17 protein-coding genes are annotated in these 22773 nt (G+C 65.0%); 15 read left to right on the forward strand and 2 right to left on the reverse strand.

Annotated features, from left to right (window positions below):
• The first annotated feature begins 2 nt into the window (after nt 1–2).
• From nuoE to QEP15_RS05595, 12 genes are all read left to right on the forward strand, one after another.
• Nucleotides 3–497, forward strand: coding sequence for an NADH-quinone oxidoreductase subunit NuoE (gene nuoE, locus QEP15_RS05540; protein WP_056321718.1), 495 nt, complete (start codon nt 3–5; stop codon nt 495–497).
• On the forward strand, nt 494–1861 hold the full coding sequence (nuoF, locus tag QEP15_RS05545) for an NADH-quinone oxidoreductase subunit NuoF (protein WP_056321720.1): 1368 nt from the start codon (nt 494–496) through the stop codon (nt 1859–1861). Before nuoE ends, nuoF begins: the two co-directional genes overlap by 4 nt.
• A gap of 15 nt (nt 1862–1876) precedes the next feature.
• Nucleotides 1877–4204, forward strand: coding sequence for an NADH-quinone oxidoreductase subunit NuoG (gene nuoG / locus QEP15_RS05550; RefSeq protein WP_280148547.1), 2328 nt, complete (start codon nt 1877–1879; stop codon nt 4202–4204).
• Nucleotides 4204–5277 carry an NADH-quinone oxidoreductase subunit NuoH gene (gene nuoH, locus QEP15_RS05555; RefSeq protein ID WP_056321725.1) on the forward strand — a complete coding sequence of 358 codons (1074 nt, stop codon included), beginning with the start codon at nt 4204–4206 and terminating at the stop codon, nt 5275–5277. The genes nuoG and nuoH overlap by 1 nt, the downstream gene beginning before the upstream one ends.
• Nucleotides 5278–5297: 20 nt before the next feature.
• Nucleotides 5298–5786, forward strand: a complete 489-nt coding sequence (gene nuoI, locus QEP15_RS05560; RefSeq protein WP_008161196.1) for an NADH-quinone oxidoreductase subunit NuoI — start codon at nt 5298–5300, stop codon at nt 5784–5786.
• A gap of 17 nt (nt 5787–5803) precedes the next feature.
• Complete coding sequence (locus QEP15_RS05565) at nt 5804–6454, forward strand: NADH-quinone oxidoreductase subunit J (RefSeq protein ID WP_062840512.1); 651 nt, start codon at nt 5804–5806, stop codon at nt 6452–6454.
• Nucleotides 6451–6759 (forward strand): NADH-quinone oxidoreductase subunit NuoK, encoded by a 309-nt coding sequence (gene nuoK / locus QEP15_RS05570; RefSeq protein WP_006217969.1) that lies wholly within the window; start codon nt 6451–6453, stop codon nt 6757–6759. The genes QEP15_RS05565 and nuoK overlap by 4 nt, the downstream gene beginning before the upstream one ends.
• A 17-nt stretch (nt 6760–6776) precedes the next feature.
• Complete coding sequence (nuoL, locus tag QEP15_RS05575) at nt 6777–8831, forward strand: NADH-quinone oxidoreductase subunit L (protein ID WP_280148548.1); 2055 nt, start codon at nt 6777–6779, stop codon at nt 8829–8831.
• Nucleotides 8828–10330, forward strand: a complete 1503-nt coding sequence (locus tag QEP15_RS05580) for an NADH-quinone oxidoreductase subunit M (RefSeq protein ID WP_056321733.1) — start codon at nt 8828–8830, stop codon at nt 10328–10330. The genes nuoL and QEP15_RS05580 overlap by 4 nt, the downstream gene beginning before the upstream one ends.
• A 9-nt stretch (nt 10331–10339) precedes the next feature.
• A complete protein-coding gene (nuoN, locus tag QEP15_RS05585; RefSeq protein ID WP_226848389.1) occupies nt 10340–11824 on the forward strand; it encodes an NADH-quinone oxidoreductase subunit NuoN in 1485 nt (494 codons plus the stop codon).
• A gap of 16 nt (nt 11825–11840) precedes the next feature.
• Nucleotides 11841–12170, forward strand: a complete 330-nt coding sequence (locus QEP15_RS05590; protein ID WP_056321739.1) for a DUF2818 family protein — start codon at nt 11841–11843, stop codon at nt 12168–12170.
• 274 nt (nt 12171–12444) lie between these two features.
• Complete coding sequence (locus QEP15_RS05595; protein WP_226848390.1) at nt 12445–14706, forward strand: TonB-dependent receptor; 2262 nt, start codon at nt 12445–12447, stop codon at nt 14704–14706.
• A gap of 200 nt (nt 14707–14906) precedes the next feature.
• On the opposite strand, the gene serB is transcribed toward QEP15_RS05595, so the two are convergent.
• Together serB and mfd are read right to left on the reverse strand one after the other, a co-directional pair.
• A complete protein-coding gene (gene serB, locus QEP15_RS05600; protein ID WP_280148549.1) occupies nt 14907–15764 on the reverse strand; it encodes a phosphoserine phosphatase SerB in 858 nt (285 codons plus the stop codon).
• Nucleotides 15765–15788: 24 nt separating this feature from the next.
• Nucleotides 15789–19271, reverse strand: coding sequence for a transcription-repair coupling factor (gene mfd / locus QEP15_RS05605; protein WP_217617744.1), 3483 nt, complete (start codon nt 19269–19271; stop codon nt 15789–15791).
• Between the two features lie 29 nt (nt 19272–19300).
• On the opposite strand from mfd, the gene ispD reads away from it, so the two are divergent.
• The 3 genes from ispD to QEP15_RS05620 all read left to right on the forward strand — a co-directional run bounded on the left by ispD (nt 19301) and on the right by QEP15_RS05620 (nt 22759).
• Nucleotides 19301–19984 (forward strand): 2-C-methyl-D-erythritol 4-phosphate cytidylyltransferase, encoded by a 684-nt coding sequence (ispD, locus tag QEP15_RS05610; RefSeq protein ID WP_217617743.1) that lies wholly within the window; start codon nt 19301–19303, stop codon nt 19982–19984.
• Complete coding sequence (ispF, locus tag QEP15_RS05615) at nt 19981–20472, forward strand: 2-C-methyl-D-erythritol 2,4-cyclodiphosphate synthase (RefSeq protein WP_152383672.1); 492 nt, start codon at nt 19981–19983, stop codon at nt 20470–20472. Before ispD ends, ispF begins: the two co-directional genes overlap by 4 nt.
• A 175-nt stretch (nt 20473–20647) precedes the next feature.
• The gene (locus QEP15_RS05620; protein ID WP_217617742.1) at nt 20648–22759 is read left to right on the forward strand and encodes a DUF4344 domain-containing metallopeptidase; all 2112 of its coding nucleotides are present in this window, start codon (nt 20648–20650) and stop codon (nt 22757–22759) included.
• Nucleotides 22760–22773 lie beyond the last annotated feature (14 nt).

Here is a 22773-nt window from a genome sequence, read left to right on the forward strand (position 1 = left end):
CTATGCTGCTTTCCGAACAGGCCTACCAGAAAATCGACCGTGAACTGGCCAAGTTCCCGGCCGACCAGCGGCAGTCCGCCATCATGGCCTCGCTTGCCATCGCGCAAGAAGAGAAGGGCTGGTTGGCTACCGAAGTCATCGAAGACGTGGCCAACTACATTGGCGTTCCGCCCATCGCGGTCCAGGAAGTCGCCACGTTCTACAACATGTTCGACGTCAAGCCCGTCGGCAAGAACAAGATCGCCGTCTGCACCAACTTGCCCTGTGCCTTGCGCGATGGCGACCGTGCCGGCGAATACCTCAAGCGCAAGCTGGGCGTCGACTACCGCCAGACCACCGAAGACGGCCAGTTCACCCTTGTCGAAGGCGAGTGCATGGGCGCCTGCGGCGACTCCCCCGTGCTGATCGTGAACAACAAGCATATGTGCGTGCGCATGACCGACGAGAAGCTGGACGCGCTGGTCGCGGCCCTCAAGCAGCAAGGAGAGTCGGCATGAATGCGCCTGACCTGTACAAGCAGTTCGCGCAGGGGCTGGACCCCAACCCCCTGAACGACCTGTCCAACTCGATGTGCCTGCACGGCCGGCACATGCAGCCGCAGATCATGGCCGACGTCGACGGCGCCAACTGGCGCCTGGCCGACTACGTCAAGCGCGGCGGCTACGAAGCCCTGAAAAAGATCCTCACCACCGGCATGAAGCCGGAAGACGTGATCGCCGAGGTCAAGGCGTCGGGTCTGCGCGGCCGTGGCGGCGCGGGCTTCCCCACCGGCCTGAAGTGGAGCTTCATGCCGCGCGCCTTCCCCGGCCAGAAGTACCTCGTCTGCAACTCCGACGAAGGCGAACCGGGCACGTTCAAGGACCGCGACATCCTGCGTTTCAATCCGCACATCGTGATTGAAGGCATGGCGATCGCGGCCTACGCCATGGGCATCAGCGTCGGCTACAACTACATCCACGGCGAAATCTTCGAAGTCTACGAGCGCTTCGAAGAAGCCCTGGAAGAAGCGCGCGCCGCCGGTTTCCTGGGCGACCGCCTGTTCGGTTCCGACTTCAGCTTCCAGCTGCACGCGTTCCACGGTTACGGCGCCTACATCTGCGGCGAAGAAACCGCGCTGCTGGAGTCGCTGGAAGGCAAGAAGGGCCAGCCGCGCTTCAAGCCGCCGTTCCCGGCCAGCTTCGGCCTGTACGGCAAGCCCACCACGATCAACAACACGGAAACGTTCGCGGCGGTGCCGTGGATCATCCGCAATGGCGGCCAAGCCTACCTGGAAGTCGGCAAGCCGAACAACGGCGGCACCAAGCTGTTCTCGATCACCGGCGACGTCGAACGTCCCGGCAACTACGAGATTCCGCTGGGCACCCCGTTCTCGACCCTGCTGGAACTGGCAGGCGGCATGCGCGGCGGCAAGAAGCTGAAGGCGGTCATTCCCGGCGGCTCGAGCGCCCCGGTCCTGCCCGCCGACATCATGATGGAATGCACGATGGACTATGACTCCATCGCCAAGGCCGGCTCGATGCTCGGCTCCGGCGCGGTCATCGTCATGGACGAGACGCGTTGCATGGTCAAGTCGCTGCTGCGTCTGTCGTACTTCTATTTCGAAGAAAGCTGCGGCCAGTGCACGCCGTGCCGCGAAGGCACCGGCTGGCTGTACCGCATGGTGCACCGCATCGAGAACGGTCAAGGCCGTCCGGAAGATCTGGAGCTGCTGGACAACGTGGCCGCCAACATCATGGGCCGCACCATCTGCGCCCTCGGTGACGCCGCCGCCATGCCCGTACGTGGCTTCCTCAAGCATTTTCGCGACGAATTCGCGCACCACATCGAGCACAAGTCTTGTGTGGTCCCGCAATATCTGTAGGTCTCAGGAACAGCAATGGTTGAACTAACCGTCGACGGCAACAAGGTCGAAGTGCCCGAAGGCAGCATGGTCATGCATGCCGCCCAGAAAGTCGGGCTTTACGTGCCGCATTTCTGCTACCACAAGAAACTGTCCATCGCGGCCAACTGCCGGATGTGCCTGGTTGAAGTGGAAAAAGCGCCCAAGGCGCTGCCCGCCTGCGCCACGCCCGTGACCAACGGCATGGTCGTCCACACCTGCTCGGAGAAGGCTCGCGCCGCTCAGAAGTCGGTGATGGAATTCTTGCTCATCAATCACCCCCTCGACTGCCCGATCTGCGATCAGGGCGGCGAATGCCAGCTGCAGGATCTGGCCGTGGGCTACGGCGGTTCTTCCTCGCGTTACCAGGAAGAAAAGCGCGTCGTGTTCCACAAGGACCTGGGCCCGCTGGTGTCGGCCGAGGAAATGTCCCGTTGCATCCACTGCACCCGCTGCGTGCGCTTCGGCCAGGAAATCGCCGGCGTCATGGAACTGGGCATGCTGGGCCGTGGCGAACACTCCGAGATCACGACCTTCGTCGGCCGTTCGATCGAGTCCGAACTGTCGGGCAACATGATCGACATCTGTCCGGTGGGCGCGCTGACCTCCAAGCCCTTCCGCTACAGCGCCCGCACCTGGGAACTGGCTCGCCGCCGTTCGGTCAGCCCGCACGACAGCCTGGGCGCCAACCTGGTCGTCCAGGTCAAGGGCGACCGCGTGATGCGCGTGGTGCCGTTCGAGGACGAAGCCGTCAACGAATGCTGGATCAGCGATCGCGACCGCTTCTCGTACGAAGGCCTGAACAGCGAAGACCGCCTGTCCGCCCCGATGATCAAGGGCACCGACGGCAAGTGGCAGGAAGCCTCCTGGGCCGATGCCCTGCAGGCCGTGGCCCAAGGCCTGTCGCGCGTGCGTGACAGCTTCGGCGCCGGCCAGATCGGCGCCCTGGCGTCCGAATACGCCACGACCGAGGAATACGCGCTGCTGGGCCGCCTGGTCCGCGCGCTGGGTTCCGAGAACATCGACTTCCGCCTGCGTCAGACCGACCCGGCCTTCGACGCCGCGCTGACCGGCGCGCCGTGGCTGGGCATGCCCATCGCCGAACTCGACAACCTGGACCGCGTCCTGGTCGTCGGCTCGTTCCTGCGCAAGGACCACCCGCTGATGGCCCAGCGTCTGCGCCAGGCCGCCAAGCGCGGCACGCAGATCCTGATGGTCGACAGCGCCGCCGACGATCCCCTGATGCCCGTGACCGCGCGCATCACCGTGGCCCCCTCGGAACTGGCGCGCGCGCTGGCCGAAGTGGCCGTCGCGCTGGCCCAGGCCAAGGAACAGGCCGTGCCGGCCGAATTCGCCTCGGTCACGCCGGGCGAAAACGCCAAGCTCATCGCCGCCAGCCTTGCCTCGGGCGCCAACACGGCCGTCCTGATGGGCAACCTGGCCGTCGCCAGCGCTCAGGCCACCACCCTGGCCGCCAACGGCCGCGCCGTGGCTGACCTGTCGGGCGGTAAGTTCGGCTTCCTGACCTCGGGCGGCAACACCGTCGGCGGCTACCTCGCCGGCGCCATCCCGGGCAAGGGCGGCAAGACCGCCGCGGCCATGCTCGCCGAACCGCTCAAGGCCTACATCGTCCTGCACGCCGAACCGCTGCTCGACGCCGACAACGGCCAGCAAGCCATCGCCGCGCTGCGCGGCGCGCAGTTCGCCGTCGCGCTCACGCCTTACCGTTCGGCCGCTGCCGAATGGGCGGACGTGATGCTGCCGGTGTCGCCGTTCACGGAAACCTCGGGCACGTTCGTCAACGCCCAAGGTCTGGCCCAGAGCTTCAAGGGCACGGTCACGCCGTTCGGCCAGACCCGTCCGGGCTGGAAGGTGCTGCGCGTGCTGGGCAACGTCCTGCATCTGGCCGGCTTCGACGACGAGACCTCCGAGTCCGTGCGCGACGCCGTGCTGGCTAGCGGTGTCGAAGGCCGCCTGTCCAACGACGTCAAGGCGCCGCTGGGTCTGGGCCAGGTCCTCACCGGTCTGGAACGCGTCGCCGATGTGCCGATCTACCGCACCGACGCCATGGTGCGCCGCTCGGAACCGCTGCAGGCCTCGCCGGCTTCGAAGAAGCCCGCCGCCGCCATGAACGGCCGTACCCTCACCAGCCTCGGCCTGACGGCCGGCGTCAAGGTGCGCGTCTCGGCCGGGCAGGGCGCCGTCGAACTGGAAACCGTGCAGGATGATGCCGTGGCCGATCGTGCCGTACGCATTTCCGCCGCCTTCGAAACTACCGCTGCCCTGGGTGGCGCATTTGGTCAAATCAGCGTGGAGCGTGCCTGATGGAATGGCTCAATGTTCTTGAAAGCCACGGTCAGGCATTGCTGGGCCCGACGGTCTGGATGGTCCTCTGGACCCTCATCAAGATCGTGGTCATCGCCGTGCCCATCATCCTGTGCGTGGCGTACCTGACGTACTGGGAGCGCAAGATGATCGGCGCCATGCACGTGCGCATGGGTCCGAACCGCGTCGGCTTCAAGGGGCTGCTGCAGCCTTTCGCAGACGTCTTCAAGCTGCTCACCAAGGAAGTCGTCGTTCCCAGCCAGGCCAACAAGGTGCTGTTCGTCGTGGCCCCCGTGGTCACGCTGATGCCCGCGCTGGCTGCCTGGGCGGTCGTGCCCTTCGGTCCCGACGTCGTGCTGGCCAACGTCAATGCCGGCCTGCTGTACATCATGGCCATCACGTCCATCGGCGTGTACGGCGTGATCGTCGCTGGCTGGGCGTCCAACTCCAAGTACGCGTTCCTGGGCGCGTTGCGCGCCTCGGCCCAGATGCTGTCGTATGAACTGGCCATCGGCTTCGTGCTTGTGACGGTGCTGCTGGTGTCGGGCAGCCTGAACATGTCCGAGATCGTCAACGTGCAGAACCGCGGCTGGTTTGCCGACAAGGGCCTGACGTTCATGTCCTGGAACTGGCTGCCGCTGTTGCCGCTGTTCGTGATCTACGTGATCTCGGCCGTCGCAGAAACCAACCGTCACCCGTTCGACGTGGTGGAAGGCGAATCCGAAATCGTGGCCGGCCACATGGTCGAGTACTCGGGCATGGCCTTCGCGCTGTTCTTCCTGGGCGAATACGCCAACATGATCCTGCTGTCGTGCATGGCGTCGATCATGTTCCTGGGCGGCTGGGCTTCCCCGATCGATATCGCGCCGCTGACCTGGATTCCGGGTTGGATCTGGCTGGGTCTCAAGACGTTCGTCGTGGTCTCGTTGTTCGTGTGGTTCCGGGCCTCGTTCCCGCGCTACCGCTACGACCAGATCATGCGTTTGGGTTGGAAAATCTTCATCCCGCTGACCGGCGTCTGGCTGGTCGTGGTGGCGATCTGGATGCAGACGCCCTGGAACATTTGGCGCTAAGCGCCAAGCAGAGGCAGGATATGGAAGCGATCAAGGATTTCTTCGGCAGCCTGATGCTGACCGAGTTGCTCAAGGGCATGCGCCTGACGGGCAAGTATTTCTTCAAGCGCAAGGTCACCTTGCGCTACCCCCAGGAAAAGACCCCTGCGTCGCCGCGTTTCCGCGGCCTGCACGCGCTGCGCCGCTACCCCAACGGGGAAGAGCGCTGCATCGCGTGCAAGCTGTGCGAAGCCGTGTGCCCGGCGCTGGCGATCACGATCGAGTCGGATCAGCGCGACGACGGCACCCGCCGCACGACGCGCTACGACATCGACCTGACCAAGTGCATCTTCTGCGGCTTCTGTGAGGAAAGCTGCCCCGTGGACTCCATCGTGGAAACGCATATCCACGAATACCACGGCGAAAAGCGCGGCGACCTGTATTTCACCAAAGACATGCTGCTCGCCGTGGGCGACCGCTACGAAGCCGACATCGCCCGCCGCCGGGCCGAAGACGCGCCTTACCGCTGAAGCCCAGGGTCTGATCCATGACTTTTACCACTGTCCTTTTCTACATACTGGCCGCCGTGCTGGTGATCGCGGCCTTCCGCGTGATCACCGCGCGCAGCGCGGTCACCGCCGTTCTGCACCTGATCCTGGCGTTTGCCAACGCGGCCATGCTCTGGATGCTGCTGGGCGCCGAGTTCCTCGCGCTGCTGCTGGTGCTGGTGTACGTGGGCGCCGTGATGGTGCTCTTCCTCTTTGTCGTGATGATGCTCGACATCCGCATGGACACCCTGCGCCAGGGCATGAAGACCTACCTGCCGCTCGGCCTGGTCATCGGTCTCGTGCTGGTGCTGGAAGTGTCCTTCGTGCTGGGCACCATCTGGTACGGCTCCGGTCCGCAGGCGCAACTGCCCAGCGACTACAACAACGCCCGCGCGCTGGGCGAGGCGATGTACACGCAGTACGTCTACGCCGTTGAAGTGGGCGCCGCGCTGCTGCTGGTCGGCATGGTTGCCGCAATCGCGCTGACCCTGCGCCGCCGCCGCGACGTGAAGTACAACGACCCGGTCGCCGCTGTCCGCGTGCGTGCGAAGGACCGCTTCCGCATGGTGAGCATGCCCGCCCAGAGCGAGCGCGCCCAGGCCAAGCGTGACGCGTCGAACGGTGCCGCGCCCCAAGGAGAAAAACAATGACGCTGACGCTGGCCCACTATCTGATCCTTGGCGCAATCCTGTTCGCCATCGGGATCTTCGGCATCTTCCTGAACCGCCGCAACCTGATCATTCTCCTGATGTCCATCGAGCTCGTGCTCCTGGCCGTCAACATGAACTTCGTGGCGTTCTCCAGCTGGTTCGGCGACACCGCCGGCCAGGTGTTCGTGTTCTTCATCCTGACCGTGGCCGCCGCCGAAGCGGCGATCGGCCTGGCCATCCTGGTGCTGCTGTTCCGCAACCTGAACACGATCAACGTTGACGAACTCGATCGCCTGAAGGGCTGACGGGGTATTGGAAGAAAATGTCTAGCTCACCCAATCTCTACCTGCTCATCGCGCTGGCGCCGCTGGCCGGAGCAATTCTCGCGGGCCTTTTCGGCACCGGGTTCCTTGGCCGTCCCATCGGCCGCCGCGCCTCGCACGTCATCACCATCCTGGGCGTGCTCATCTCCGCCATCGGTTCGGTGGTGGTGCTGGGCGACGTGCTGAACGGCCTGCGCTTTGACGGCGCGGTCTACACCTGGAGCCTGATCGGCCAGACCAAGCTGGAAATCGGCTTCCTGATCGATCCGCTGTCGGCCATGATGATGGTCGTGGTGACCTCCGTGTCGTTGATGGTGCACATCTACACCATCGGCTACATGGCTGACGATCCCGGCTACCAGCGCTTCTTCTCGTACATCTCGCTGTTCACGTTCTCCATGCTGATGCTGGTGATGTCGAACAACATGGTGCAGCTGTTCTTCGGCTGGGAAGCGGTGGGCCTGGTGTCCTACCTGCTGATCGGTTTCTGGTACACGCGCCCCACGGCGATCTTCGCCAACATGAAGGCGTTCCTGATCAACCGCGTCGGCGACTTCGGTTTCGTGCTGGGCATTGGCCTTCTGTTCGCCTACGCCGGCACCATGCACTACGGTGAAGTCTTCGCGCAGGCCGACAAGCTGGCCGGCATGACGCTGCCCGGTTCCGACTGGATGCTGCTGACGGTGGCATGTATTTGCCTGTTCATCGGCGCCATGGGTAAATCGGCCCAGGTTCCGCTGCACGCCTGGCTGCCCGACTCGATGGAAGGCCCGACCCCGATTTCCGCGCTGATCCACGCCGCCACCATGGTGACGGCCGGCATCTTCATGGTCGCGCGTTTCTCGCCGCTGTTCGAACTGTCGGATACCGCGCTGTCGTTCATCATCGTGATCGGCGCCATCGGTGCGCTGTTCCTGGGCATCCTGGGCATCATCCAGAACGACATCAAGCGGGTCATTGCGTATTCCACGCTGTCGCAGCTGGGCTACATGACTGTCGCGCTCGGTGCGTCGGCCTACTCGGTCGCGATCTTCCACCTGATGACGCACGCGTTCTTCAAGGCGCTGCTGTTCCTGGGTGCGGGTTCGGTCATCATCGGCATGCACCACGACCAGGACATCCGCAACATGGGCGGCCTGCGCAAGTACATGCCCATCACCTGGATCACCTTCCTGCTTGGCACGCTGGCGCTCGTCGGCACGCCGTTCTTCTCGGGTTTCTACTCGAAGGAAAACATCATCGAAGCCGCCGGCCAGGCCAACGTCTGGGGCGCGAGCTTTGCCTACTATGCCGTGCTGATCGGCGTGTTCGTCACGTCGCTGTACTCGTTCCGCGTGTACTTCCTGGTCTTCCATGGCAAGGAACGCTTCGACACCAGCGATCACGGCCACGGCCATGACGCGCACTCTCATGACGATCACAGCCACGATGCTCACGGCCATGACGACCACGGCCACGGCCACCACGGCGGCAAGCCGCACGAGTCGCCCTGGGTCGTCACGCTGCCGCTGATCCTGCTGGCCATTCCGTCGGTGTTCGTCGGCGCCTGGGCGGTCGACCCGATGGTGTTCGGCAAGTTCTTCGACGGCGTCATCAAGGTGCTGCCGCAGCAGCATCCCGCCATGCACGTGCTGAGCGAGGAATGGCACGGCTGGGTCGCCTACGGCCTGCATGCCTTCCAGACCCTGCCGTTCTGGCTGGTCGTCGCTGGCTTCGTCATCTCGTGGTACTGCTACCTGATCAACCCCAAGGTGCCGGCCGCCATCAAGGCCAACCTGTCGGGCGTGAACAAGATCCTCGAGAACAAGTACTACGTCGACTGGTTCAACGAGCAGGTCATCGCGCGCGGTCTGCGCTGCCTGGGCCGCGGCCTGTGGCAGACCGGTGATCGCGGCATCATCGATGGCATCCTGATCAACGGCAGCGCCCGTGTCGTGGGCTGGGTGGCAGCCATCAGCCGCCACCTGCAGTCCGGCTTCATCTATCACTACGCGTTCGCAATGATCATCGGCGTCATGGCGCTGGTGACTTTCTTTGTGCTGATTCCCCAATGATGGCAAGCGAGATGGCATCCAACACTTTTCCCTGGCTCACGCTTGCGATCTTTGTCCCGATCGTATTCGGCCTGCTGGTGCTGGCGGTGGGCCGTGACGACCGTCCCGGCCTGACGCGCGGCCTGTCGCTCGTCGGCGCGATCGCCGGCTTCCTGGTCACGATTCCGCTCTACACCGGTTTCGATTCCTCCACGGCCGCCATGCAGTTCGTGGAGAAGACCTCCTGGATCGAGGCCTTCAACGTCAATTACCACCTGGGCATCGACGGCATCTCGATGTGGTTCGTGCTCCTGACCGCGTTCATCACCATCATCGTGGTGCTCGCCGGCTGGGAAGTCATCACGAGCCGCGTCGCGCAATACATGGCCGCCTTCCTGATCCTGTCGGGTCTGATGGTGGGCGTGTTCTGCGCGCTGGACGGCATGCTGTTCTACGTGTTCTTCGAAGCCACGCTGATCCCGATGTACATCATCATCGGTGTCTGGGGCGGACCGAACCGCGTGTATGCGGCGTTCAAGTTCTTCCTGTACACCCTGATGGGTTCGCTGCTGACGCTGGTCGCGTTTGTCTACCTCTGGAATGTCTCGGGCGGTTCGTTCGACATCCTGACCTGGCAGCAGACCAAGCTGGGCTACACCCCGCAGATCCTGATCTTCGTGGCGCTGCTCGCGGCTTTCGCGGTCAAGGTGCCGATGTGGCCAGTCCACACGTGGTTGCCGGACGCCCACGTGGAAGCGCCCACGGGTGGCTCCATCGTGCTGGCCGCGATCATGCTGAAGCTGGGCGCCTACGGTTTCCTGCGCTTCTCGCTGCCGATCGCGCCTGACGCCTCGCACAGCCTGGCCGGCCTGATGATCACGCTGTCGCTGATTGCCGTGATCTACATCGGTCTGGTCGCGATCGTGCAGGACGACATGAAGAAGCTGGTGGCCTATTCGTCGGTCGCTCACATGGGCTTTGTCACGCTGGGCTTTTTCATCTTCAACACGGCCGGCGTCGAAGGCGCCATCGTGCAGATGATCTCGCACGGCTTCGTGTCGGGCGCCATGTTCATGTGTATTGGCGTGCTCTATGACCGCATGCACTCGCGCCGCATCGCCGACTACGGCGGCGTGGTCAACGTGATGCCGCGCTTTGCCACGTTCTTCATCCTGTTCTCGATGGCCAACAGCGGCCTGCCGGCCACCAGCGGCTTCGTCGGCGAATTCATGGTGATCATGGGCGCGGTCGAGCACAACTTCTGGATCGGCCTGCTGGCAGCCACTGCCCTGATCCTGGGCGCGGCGTATTCGCTGTGGATGGTCAAGCGCGTCGTCCTGGGCGATGTCGCCAACGACCACGTGCGCGAGCTGACCGATATCAACCGCCGCGAATTCGTGATTCTTGGCGTGATGGCGATCGCCGTGTTGTACATGGGGATCTATCCCAAGCCCTTTACCGACGTCATGCACGTGTCGGTCGAGGCCCTGCTGCAACACGTTGCCGTCTCGAAACTGTAAGACAAGACAATGATGCAATCCCAAATCGATTTCGCCTTGGCGACACCGGAAATCCTTCTGCTGATTTTCGGCCTGGCTATCCTGCTCATCGACGCGGTCAGCAATCACCCCGAGCGCAAGCCGACGTTTCTGCTGACCATGCTTGCCCTGGGCGTGCTGACCGTCGTGTCGGCCGTGCAGTGGAAGAACGGCGTGGCTGGCTCGACGTTCAACGGCCTGTACGTCACGGACGAGCTGTCGCACCTGCTGAAGATCGCTTCGTACCTTGCCGTCGGCGTCACGCTGATCTACGGCCGCGTGTATGCGCAGGTTCGCGACATGGTGCGCGGCGGCGAACTCTACGTGCTGACGCTGTTTGCCCTGCTGGGCCAGATGGTCATGATCTCCTCCGGGAACCTGATCTCCATCTATCTGGGTCTGGAGCTGATGTCGCTGGCGCTGTACGCGCTGATCGCCCTGCGCCGCGACAACGTCGTGGCCACCGAAGCCGCCATGAAGTACTTCGTGCTGGGCGCGCTGGCCTCGGGCTTCCTGCTGTACGGCATGTCCATGATCTACGGCGCGACGGGTCACCTTGACCTGACCGAAGTGTCCAACGTCATCGCCGCCGGCAAGGCCGAGAAGATGGCGCTGGTGTTCGGCATCGTGTTCCTGGTGTCGGGCCTTGCGTTCAAGCTGGGCGCCGTTCCGTTCCACATGTGGGTGCCGGACGTCTACCAGGGTTCGCCCACCGCCGTCACGCTGATTCTGGGCGGCGCGCCTAAGCTGGCCGCTTTTGCGATCACGCTGCGCCTGCTGGTCGACGGCCTGCACGGCCTGGCTACCGACTGGCAGCCGATGCTGATGATCTTGGCGGTGCTCTCGCTGGCCATCGGCAACCTGACCGCCATTGCCCAGACCAACTTCAAGCGCATGCTGGCTTACTCGACCATCTCGCATATGGGCTTCGTGCTCCTGGGCCTGATGTCGGGATCGGTGGCCGGCAAGCCGGAACTGTCGTCGGCCGCCTACGGCGCCTCGCTGTTCTACATGCTGACCTACGTGCTGACCACGCTCGCCAGCTTCGGCATCGTGCTGCTGCTGTCGCGCCAGGGCTTCGAGTGCGAGCACATCGACGACCTGAAGGGCCTGAACCGCCGCAGCCCCTGGCATGCCGCCATCGTGCTGCTCCTGATGTTCTCGCTGGCCGGCATCCCGCCGCTGGTGGGCTTCTACGCCAAGCTGGCCGTGCTGCAGGCGCTGGTTTCCGCCGGTCACGTGACGCTGGCGGTGGTCGCGGTGCTGTTCTCGCTGATTGGCGCGTTTTATTACCTGCGCGTGGTCAAGGTCGTCTACTTCGACGAACCGGCGGCCGACGCCGCCCCGATGGTGGCCACGGTCGGCCAGCGCGGCGTGCTGTCGATCAACGGCGCCTTGATCCTGGTGCTGGGTCTGTTGCCGGGTGGCCTGATGGCCCTGTGCGTGCAGGCCATCCGCTCGTCGCTGAGCCTCTAAGGAACGGATAACAGCCATGAACCAGACGCTGGCGGTGTGGCTGTTGATCGCGCTGGCGCTTGTCAGCGCGAATCTTCCCTTCCTGACCGAGCGCGTCTTCGCCGTGCTGCCCTGGAAGCAGGGTGGGGCGGTGGCGGTCAAGCCGTTCTGGTTGCGGCTGGTCGAGGTGCTGGTGTTCTACGCCATCGTTGGCGCACTGGGCTTTGCGTTCGAGTCCACGCTGGGCAACCGCTTCGCCCAGACCTGGGAGTTCTACGCCATCACGCTCAGCCTGTATCTGGTGCTGGCCTATCCTGGATTCGTGTACCGGTACCTCTTCAAGCGGCATCCTCGCCTTCGGGTCTGAGTTCTGCCCAGCACAAAATAGCGCCCCGATTTCGGGGCGTTTTTTTGTCCTGCGCATGCCGGCAGGGGCTTGTGACGCTTCCGGATCCCACCGTTGATCTGCCCCCGATTCGAATCTCCGACCGTTTCGCATTTGCGGCAGATCAACTCTGTTGTTTTTTCATCTTTTAGATCATCAACAGCCTGTCATTCAGGTTTCATTCAGCGTCAGGGTTCAGAATCGCAAACGACAAAAAAACAAGAATCGTTGCTATTTACATTCTGGAGAAGCTGGATTGAAGCCCCAAGATTCGTATTCGCTGAATACGCTCGCCACGTCGCTGGCTGCTGCGATTGCCGCCCCAGCGTTGTTCGTCAGTCCCTATGCCGCAGCGCAGTCCGCTGACAGCGGCGTGACGCAGTTGTCGCCCGTCCGCGTGGAGGGCGAAAGCTCGTCGTACCAGACGTCGACCGCGCAGTCTCCCAAGATGACGGCGCCGTTGCTGGACACGCCGCGCACGGTGCAGGTTGTGCCGCAGCAGGTGATCCAGGATCAGGCGGCATCCACGCTGCAGGACGTGCTGCGCAACTCGCCGGGGATCACCTTCGGCGCGGGTGAGGGCGGCCGTCCAGGCGGTGACCTGCCCATCATTCGCGGCCAGAATTCGGCCGGCAGCATCTTCCTGGACGGCATCCGCGACAGCAGCACGCAGGTGCGCGATACCTTCAATCTGGAGCAGGTCGAGATCATCAAGGGACCGGATTCGGTGTACTCCGGCCGCGGCGGCGCGGGCGGCAGCATCAACATGGTCAGCAAGACGCCAAAGGCCACGGACTTCACCGAAGCCACGGCGCAGATCGGCACGGACAACAACTACCGCGCCACGATCGACAGCAACTGGCGATTGGGCGAGAAGGCGGCTTTCCGTCTGAACGTGATGGGCAACAAGGGCGACACGCCGGGCCGCGATGACGCAGTGGACTTCGAGCGCTGGGGCGTGGCGCCGTCGCTGATGCTGGGCGTGGGCACGCCGACGCGCATCACGCTGAGCTACTACCACTATCAGGACGACAGCATGCCCGATTACTCCATTCCGTATGACCCGAAGTCGGGTCAGCCGGTGACGGAGACCATGGGCGTGAGCCGCAAGTCGTTCTACGGCCTGACCGGCCGCGACTTCATGAAGACCCGCGATGATGTCGCCACCGTGGACTTCCAGCATGACTTCTCGGACAAGCTGCAACTGCGCAACGTAACGCGCTATGGCCGCGGCACGACGGATTTCGCGGCGACCAATCCCGACGACAGCAAGGGCAACATCCCGAACGGGCTGGTGTATCGCGCGCTCAAGTCCGGCTATTACGTCACCAAGACGTTCGCCAACCAGACGGACCTGACGGGCGAATTCGAGACCGGCAGCCTGAAGCACTCGTTCGACCTGGGCTTCGAGTACAGCAACATCAAGCAGGACAAGGACAGCTACACCCAGACGATCGCGCGAGGCCCGATGAACTGCAAGGTCAGCGCCACGGACCTGTCGAACCCGGCGCTGTGCACGTCGCTGTGGGATCCGAATCCCCACGACGACTACACCGGCAGGCTGACCCGCAACAACAATCCTGCCGTCTACAACACGGACACGCTGGCCCTCTACGGCTTTGACACCATCAAGTTCAACGAACAGTGGCAAGCCAGCGTGGGCGCACGGTGGGACAACTACCGCACCAGCGGCAGCAACATCGCGCGCGGCCGCAACGATCCGTCCAGCACCCCCGCGTTCTACAGCACGAGCCGTGAGGACAATCTCTTTAACTACCAGGTCGGCCTGGCGTACAAGCCCGTGCCCAACGGCACGATCTACGCGACCTACGGCACCTCGTCGACGCCGTCCGCCATTGCTGGCGGAGCGATCAGCGATGCGACCTCGCTGTCGACGTCTTCGCTGGAACCGGAAAAGAGCCGCACGGTGGAGCTGGGCACGAAGTGGCAGGTGTTCGATGACAAGCTGACGCTGTCGGCCGCGGCGTTCCAGGACATCCGCAAGAACACCAGCGTGGCGGTGTCGGCGACCGAAGTGGCGCAAGTGGGCGAAGCCAAGGTGCGCGGCATCGAGCTGGGATTCTCGGGCGCCATCACGCCGAAGTGGAATGTGTTCGGCGGCTACACCTTCATGGACAGCGAAATGACCAAGGGCGCCTACAACAGCGGCGCCGTCGGCCAGGACCTGCCCAACACGCCGCGCAACGCCTTCAGCCTGTGGACGACCTACAAGGTCCTGCCCAAGCTGACGGTCGGCGGCGGCGCGTACTACGTCGACAAGGTGTACGGCAACTCGGACGCCACGAAGAACGCCGACGGCACGCCCAAGGCGCGCTGGGTGCCGTCGTACTGGCGCTTCGACGCGATGGCCGGCTATGAGTTCAACGAGCACTTCTCGGCGCAGTTGAACGTGCTGAACATCTTCGACGAAACGTACTACACCAAGGCCTACGCCGCGCACTACGCGGCGCTGGGCACGGGCCGGGCGGCGCTGCTGTCCCTGCGCGTGCGGTACTGATGGCGGGGCGCCGCGTCAGCGGCGCCTGCTTGCATGAAAAAAGCCACCTCGTTGTGAGGTGGCTTTTGCTTTTGGGCGGTGGCTGCTCGCGTTGCAGCGCGGTGTGAGCACGGTGTCTGACACCCGTTGGGACGCTGCCGCAAGCTGACGGCCATCTCCCCAGGGTGTCAGACACCTTTGGGGAGACCTTTGAGGCAGGATCAGCTCTCGAACCAGTTCAACACGCCGTCCAATCCCGAGACGTTCAGCGCGTAGCGCGTCTGCTGACGCACCAGCGGTTTGGCGTGGTAGGCCACCGGAAAGCCGGCGTTGGCCAGCATCTTCAGGTCGTTGGCGCCGTCGCCCATTGCGATGATCTGATCCGTCGAGGCGCCGTGCGTGCGCGCGAAGTCGCGCAGGTGGGTGGCCTTGGCGTCGGCGTCCAGGATGTCGCCCAGCACGCGGCCGGTGAGCACGCCGTCTTCGATTTCCAGCGTGTTGGCGTGGGCGCTGTCCAGGTTCAGGCGCGCGCGCAGGCGCTCCGTGAAGAAGGTGAAACCGCCCGACACCAGCAGCACCTTGATGCCGGCGGCCTGGGCCGTGGAGATCAGGCGTTCGGCGCCCGGGTTCAAGCGCAGCTTTTCCTCGTAGACCTGGTCCAGCGCGCCAGCCGGCGCGCCTTTCAGCAGCGCGACCCGCCGGCGCAGGCTTTCGGCGAAATCCTTGATCTCGCCGCGCATGGCGGCCTCGGTGATCTCCGACACCTTGTCTTTCACGCCGACCACGCCCGCGATCTCGTCGATGCATTCGATGTTGATCAGGGTCGAGTCCATGTCCATGGCCAGGACCTTGCAGTGGGCAAGCTTTAGTCCGGCAGGCACGAAGGCGGCGTCCACGCCGCGCGCCTCGGCGAAGGCGCAAACCACCGCGCGCGTCTCGTCGTCGTGCTGTACGTCGAGCAGGCGCGCCGCGGTGTTGCTGATGCGCGCCACGCCCTGGGCCTGGGCCAGCGCGGCAAGCTGCTCCGCATGTTCGATGGCGAGGCCGGGGGATTGAACGACGAGATTGTGGGTAGTCATGGCGGATGGGAAGGAGAGTCGGGGTTACTTGAGCGCACGCAGGACGGCGCGCACGGCGTCGGCCCTGGCGGGAATGAGGGGGGCCTTGATCTCGGCGCGCAATTTGTCCTGTCCGGCCAGCTTGATGTGCCGCTGCCGCTGGACGAGGTCAATGATGCGGGCCGGATCGACCGAGGTCTTGGGGCCGAACTGGATCAGGGCCTGCGCTTCGCTGGCGTCGATCTTGACGATGCCCAGCGGCTGGGCCGCAAGGCGCAGGCGGTGCGTGGCCAGCAGGGTCTGGGCCGCTTCCGGCAGCTTGCCGAAGCGGTCGATCAGTTCTTCCTGGATGTGGATCAGGTCGTCTTCGTCGGCGGCGTGCGCCAGCCGCTTGTAGATGGCCAGGCGCGCATGCACGTCGGCGCAATAATCGGAAGGCAGCAGCGCCGGGGCGTGCAGGTTGACCTCGCACGCCAGGTTGAAGGGCGCGTCCAGGTCGGGCTCTTCGCCAGCGCGCAGTGCGCGCACGGCCTCGTTGAGCATCTCGTTGTACATCGAGAAGCCCACTTCCTGGATGTTGCCCGACTGCGAGTCGCCCAGCACTTCGCCGGTGCCCCGGATTTCGAGGTCGTGCATCGCCAGGTAAAAGCCCGAGCCGAGCTCTTCCATGGCCTGGATGGCTTCCAGCCGCTTCTTGGCGTTGCTGGTGATGGCGTCCTCGCCCGGCGTCAGCAGGTAGGCGTAGGCCTGATGGTGCGAGCGCCCGACGCGTCCGCGCAACTGGTGAAGCTGCGCCAGGCCGAAGCGGTCGGCGCGATGGATCACGATGGTGTTGGCGCTGGGCACGTCGATGCCGGTTTCGATGATGGTGGTGCACAGCAGCACGTTGTAGCGCTGCTGGTAGAAGCCCTTCATCACCTGTTCGAGTTCGCGCTCGGGCATCTGGCCGTGTGCGACGGCGATCCGGGCTTCGGGCACCAGTTCTTCCAGGCGCGCCCGGCGGTTGTGGATGGTCTCGACCTCGTTGTGCAGGAAGTAGCACTGGCCGCCGCGCTTGAGTTCGCGCAGCAGGGCCTCGCGCAGCGTGCTGCCATCTTCGCGCCGCACGAAGGTCTTGATGGCCAGGCGCTTCTGCGGCGCCGTCGCAATGACGGAGAAGTCGCGGATGCCTTCCAGCGACATGCCGAGCGTGCGGGGAATGGGCGTGGCGGTGAGCGTCAGGACGTCGACCTCGGCCCGCAGCGACTTGAGCGCTTCCTTCTGGCGCACGCCGAAACGGTGCTCCTCGTCGATGATGACCAGACCCAGCCGCTTGAACTTCACATCTTTCGACAGAATCTTGTGCGTGCCGATGACGATGTCGACCCGGCCGTCGTTGATGCCTTCGATGGCGGCCGACACTTCCTTGGCCGAGCGGAAGCGCGACAGTTCCACCACGCGTACGGGCCAGTCGGCGAATCGGTCGGTGAAGGTCTGGGCGTGTTGCTCGGCGAGCAGGGTGGTGGGGCACAAGAGCGCCACCTGCTTGCCATTGGCGACGGCCAGGAAGGCGGCGCGCAGCGCGACTTCCGTCTTGCCGAAGCCGACGTCGCCACAGACCAGGCGGTCCATCGGGCGGCCCGAGGTCATGTCGCTGATGACGGCCTGGATCGCGGCGGCCTGGTCTGCCGTCTCTTCGAAGCCGAAGCCCTCGGCAAAGGCCTCGTAGTCGTTCAGCGGCAGGTTGAACGCAAAGCCTTCGCGCGCGGCGCGCTGCGCATACAGCGCCAGCAGTTCCGCGGCGGTGTCGCGCACCTGCTTGGCTGCCTTGCGGCGGGCCTTGTCCCATTGCCCCGAGCCCAGCTGGTGCAGCGGCGCGGCTTCCGGATCCGCGCCGCTGTAGCGGGCGATCACGTGCAGCTGCGACACCGGCACGTACAGCGTGCTGCCGTTGGCGTACTCAAGATGAAGAAACTCCATCTCGCCTTCGCCCATGTCCATGTTGACCAGGCCGTGGTAGCGCCCGATGCCGTGCTGGGCGTGGACGACGGGATCGCCCTCGCGCAGCTCGGACAGGTCGCGCACCATGGCTTCGACGTTGCTGGCGCGCTCCTGGTCGCGCTTGCCGCGACGTCCCGGCGTTGCCAATCCGGGGTAGAGGTCGTTTTCGGTCAGGAAGGCGAGGTTCGCGTCCGGCAGCTGGAAGCCCACGCCCAGCGGCGAGGCGACGATGCCGAAATGCGCGTCCGACGCCAGGAAGGCCTCGATGGTCTCGGGCTGCGCGTCAGGCGTGACGCCGAACTCGTGCAGCATCTGCACCAAGGTTTCGCGGCGCCCCGCGGAATCGGCGCACAGCAGCACGCGGGTCTGGCCCGTCTGCACCAGCGTGCGCAGCTTGGCGATCGGATCCTCGGCGCGGCGCGCCACGCTGACATCGGGCGCGGCCCGGAAGTCGGGGTGCGGCTGGCCGGCAGTCAGCGACAGGCGGCGAAAGGCCTTCAGCCGGCCATACAGCGATTCGTTATCCAGGAACAAAGCCGAGGGCGGCAGCACGGGACGCTCGCGATCGCTCTTCAAGAAGCCGTAGCGGCTGGCCGTGTCCTGGTTGAAGCGCTGGATCGCGTCGTCGATGTCGCCGACCGTGACCATGACCGTGCCTTCGGCCACGTAGTCGAACAGCGTGGCGGTCTCTTCGAAGAACAGCGGCAGGTAGTACTCGACGCCGGCAAAGGGGATGCCGTTGCCGATGTCCTTGTAGGGCAGGGCGCGCGAGGGATCGCCTTCGAAAATTTCCCGAAAGCGCGCGCGGAACCGGTTGCGCGCGTCCTCGTCCATCGGGAATTCGCGGCCTGGCAGCAGCTGGACCTCGCGCACGGGGTACAGGCTGCGCTGGGTGTCCACGTCGAAACTGCGGATGGTCTCGATTTCGTCGTCGAACAGGTCCAGGCGGTACGGCACCACCGAGCCCATCGGGAACAGGTCGATCAGGCCGCCGCGCAGGCAGAATTCGCCGGGCGCGGTCACCTGGGTGACGTGGTTGTAATTGGCCAGCGTGAGCTGCGCGCGCAGCGCCGCTTCGTTCAGGCGGTCCTTCTGCTTGAACGAGAACGTGTAAGCGGCCAGGAACGAGGGCGGCGCCAGCCGGTACAGCGCCGTGGTGATGGGCACGGTCAGCACGTCCACCGTCTTCATCATCAGCGAATGCAGCGTGTGCAGGCGCTCCGAAATCAGGTCCTGGTGCGGCGAGAACGCGTCGTAGGGCAGCGTTTCCCAGTCGGGCAGCTGCCGCACGCGCAGACCGGGCGCGAACAGCTGGATTTCCTCGGCCAGGCGCTGCGCTTCCAGGGGCTCGGCCGTCAGGATGACCAGCGGGCCGCCGGCCTGGCGGGCCAGATCCGCCAGCAGCCAGGCGTCGCCGGAACCCGGCGGCCTGGGCTGCGCGTAGCGCGTGCCGGGCTTCAGCGCGGACAGGGTGGGAACCGTGGCGGGGACGGGAGGGGCGGCCGTGGCGGAGGAGGAAGGGGCGGGCATCAGGCTGGAAGCGGACATCAAGCGAACGATTATAAAATCTCCGCACCATGTCTGACGCAATCATCGCAATCGTGCCCGCCGCCGGTGTCGGCGCCCGCGCCAGCCGGCCCGGACACGAGGCCGTTCCGAAGCAATACCGTCCATTGGCCGGACAGCCCATGCTGCGGCATGCGGTCAGCGCGTTGCTGGCCGACGCGCGCGTGTCCGAGGTTCGGGTGGCGGTCAGCCCGGGCGACGGCTGGGTCAATGCCGCGCTTGCTGGCCTGCCGCGCACTGTCTGGCGTGCCTGCGGCGGCGCGACGCGCGCCGATACGGTCGCCGGCGCGCTTGCCGACAGCGAGGTCGCTGACGACACCTGGGTGCTGGTACACGACGCGGCTCGCCCCGGCTTGCCTGCCGAGGCGCTGTCGCGGCTGATCGATGCCTGCCTGGCCGATCCGGTGGGCGGTTTGCTGGCCCTGCCGGTGGCCGACACGGTCAAGGGCGGGCACCAGCGGGTCGAGCGCACACTGGACCGCAATGGCCTGTGGCTGGCGCAGACCCCGCAGATGTTCCGGGCAGGCGTGCTGCGCGATGCGCTGACCGCGGCATCCGTGAATGGCGTCATCGTCACCGACGAGGCCTCGGCCATCGAGGCCGCCGGCTATGCGCCGCTGCTGGTCACGGGGTCGATGCGCAATTTCAAGGTGACTTGGCCGGACGATTTTGAACTGATGGAAAAATGGCTATGAGCATTCCTTTTCGCGTCGGGCAGGGCTTTGACGTGCACGCGCTGGTCGAAGGCCGGCCGCTGATCATCGGCGGGGTCACGATTCCGCATACGCACGGCCTTTTGGGGCATTCCGATGCGGACGTGCTGCTGCACGCGATCACCGACGCGCTGCTGGGCGCGGCGGGGCTGGGCGACATCGGCCGGCACTTTCCCGACACCGATCCGGCCTTCAAGGGGGCCGACAGCCGCGTCCTGCTGCGCGAAGCCATGGCGCGCGTGCGCCAGGCGGGCTGGGCGCCGGTCAATATCGACGCCACGCTGCATGCGCAGGCGCCCAAGATCGGCCCGCACGCGCCGGCCATGGTGAGGAACATTGCCGCCGATACGGGGCTGGCAGAGACCGAAGTCAACATCAAGGCCAAGACCAACGAAGGGCTGGGCTTTCTGGGCCGCAAGGAAGGCATCGCGGCGACGGTGGTCGCGCTGCTGGCGCGCGCGGATTCCTGACGCGCCACCGGTTCCGTGGCGCGAACGCCACGCCTGCCCCCAAATCGAAAGCCGTCCGTGCCGCCAGCCCGGGCGGCTTTTACGTTGGAATACATCTTTAACAAATGAATAAGCGGACCGGTTTGATCTGACATACGCTGCGCGACTTGAAATCTGACTAATCAGGGACATTCAGATGCGATTCCGTGGCGCGGGGCTATTTTTCGTGCTGGCCGCTTTTGCTACCACCGCGCACGCGGCGTATGAGAAGCAGCTCGGCCCACTGGCAGGCACCGTCAAACAGCAGCTTTTGCAGGGCTGGCACGTCGGAGAGCAGGACGGCTGGTTCACGTTGCGCAATAGCGATGTGCCCGGCGGCGAGCAGACGTTCTACATCAATCCGGGGCCCGCGCCCGAGACGGGCCGCATCACCGATGTCAACGTGATGGTCAACTCGAAGAGTCCCAAGGCGTCCATCGGCATTGCGCTGAACAACAACGCGCGCAAGAGCCTGTGCCTCCTGGAGATCCGGGCGGACCGCAACACGATGCTGTTCTGTCTGGAGGGCCAGACGCGCCGCGACATCGCCTCCGTGCCCAACGTGGCCAAGCTGGACGGCACCGACCGCATCAGAGTGGTGGAAGTGCCCGGCGCCGCGCGTTTCCTGGTCAATGGCCAGAAAATTGCCGATATCGAGAACGAGCCCGCGCTGGGCAGCGAGATCGGCATCATGGCGTACGACGAAGGCACGTTCGGCATTGCCGATTTCATGATCGTGTCGGACGTGGCTGCCAAGCCCGCCGGGTCCGGCGCGCAAGGCGGCGCGGGGGCGGGTGCGCCGCGCGTGCCGTCGGCGGCGCCGCCTCCCGCGCCCGCCAATAACACGACAGCCAACAACACGCCCGCCACCCGCACGCCCGCCAACAACGCCCCCGGCTTGCCGGGCGCGGGCCCCTATCCGCGATTTGGCGGCGATACGTTGCGCATCGTCGGGGTCTACGTCGGGATCATGCGCAGCATCTTCCTGCACGAGTTTGGCCACGCGCTGATCGGCGAGCTGGAGTTGCCGGCGACGGGCGCCGAGGAAGACGCGGTCGACATGTACTCGGCGTTGCAGATCGTCGAGCCCACCATGTATCCGACCAAGGACGAGGACCTGAACACCATGGCCCGCGAGGCCGCGACCTATGCCGCGCTGCAGTGGTACTACAGCGGCAAGCTGGCGGAAAAGCGCGGCGCCTCGGCAAATTCGGCCTGGCAGGACGAGCACACGGGCGACTTGAAGCGCTTTCGCAACATGCTGTGCATCATGTACGGCGGCAATCCCGCGGTGTTCGAACCGGTGGCCAAGCACGTTGGCTTCGAGGACCGGACCAAAGCGCGGTGCACGGACGAATTCAACAAGCAGAACCGCGCGTGGCGCCGGCTGCTGGCACCGCACACGCGGGTCGGCGCCTGGACGCCCGACGGCCTGCAGCCGGCCAACGCGCCCGGCGCGCCGGTCAACGTGGTGTTCGAGCCATCCAAGCGCAAGATCGGCAACCTGTTCGCGAACAACCTGTCCGAGGCCATCACCAACAACATCAAGCTGCTCGGCCAGACCTACGTGCTGCCGAGGCCGGTGAACGTGGTGTTCAAGGATTGCGGCCAGTTGAACGCCTGGTACAACCCGCGCGAGGGGTCGATCACGATGTGCTATGACCTCATCGAGAACATCGCGGTGATGGTTTCGGACATTGAGATGGGCACGGTGGGCGGCGAGGTCGTCGCCAAGGATGGCGGCGCGCCGACTGCGCCGCGGCAACCGCCCGCGGCGGGGCAGGGCATGCCGGCGCTGCCCGCCGGCGCCTTCGACGAGCTGAAGGACTACGGCGTGCCGCCGACGAACCTGCTGTTCTCGTCGCCGTATCGGGGGCCAACGCCCAACAAGCACACGCGCGCCGACATCATCACGACGCCGGAGCTGGTGCGGTTGATCAACAACGATAAGAACATTCTCATCATCGACACCAGCGGGCTACGGGAGACGCTGCCCATCGCCTATCCGCTGTCCGACGCCGGGTCGGACGGCAGCGTCGCGGACCACCTGCAAGGCGCGCTGGACGCCTGGCTGAAGAAGAACACCGGAGACCGGCGCGACACGCCCATCGTGTTCATGGGCGCGGGCATGAACGACCGATCCTCCTACAACGCGGCGCTGCGCGCGGGGACCCTGGGTTGGCGCGCCTACTGGTATCGGGGCGGCATGGAGGCGTGGACCGCCAACGGCCTGCCGACCGCGCCGGTCAAGCCCGCCGCCGGCAAATAGCGCGCTACACGACA

Origin of the sequence: Achromobacter mucicolens (genome assembly GCF_029866465.1) — a bacterium.
In the GTDB taxonomy this organism is placed as follows: Bacteria; Pseudomonadota; Gammaproteobacteria; order Burkholderiales; family Burkholderiaceae_B; genus Achromobacter; species Achromobacter mucicolens.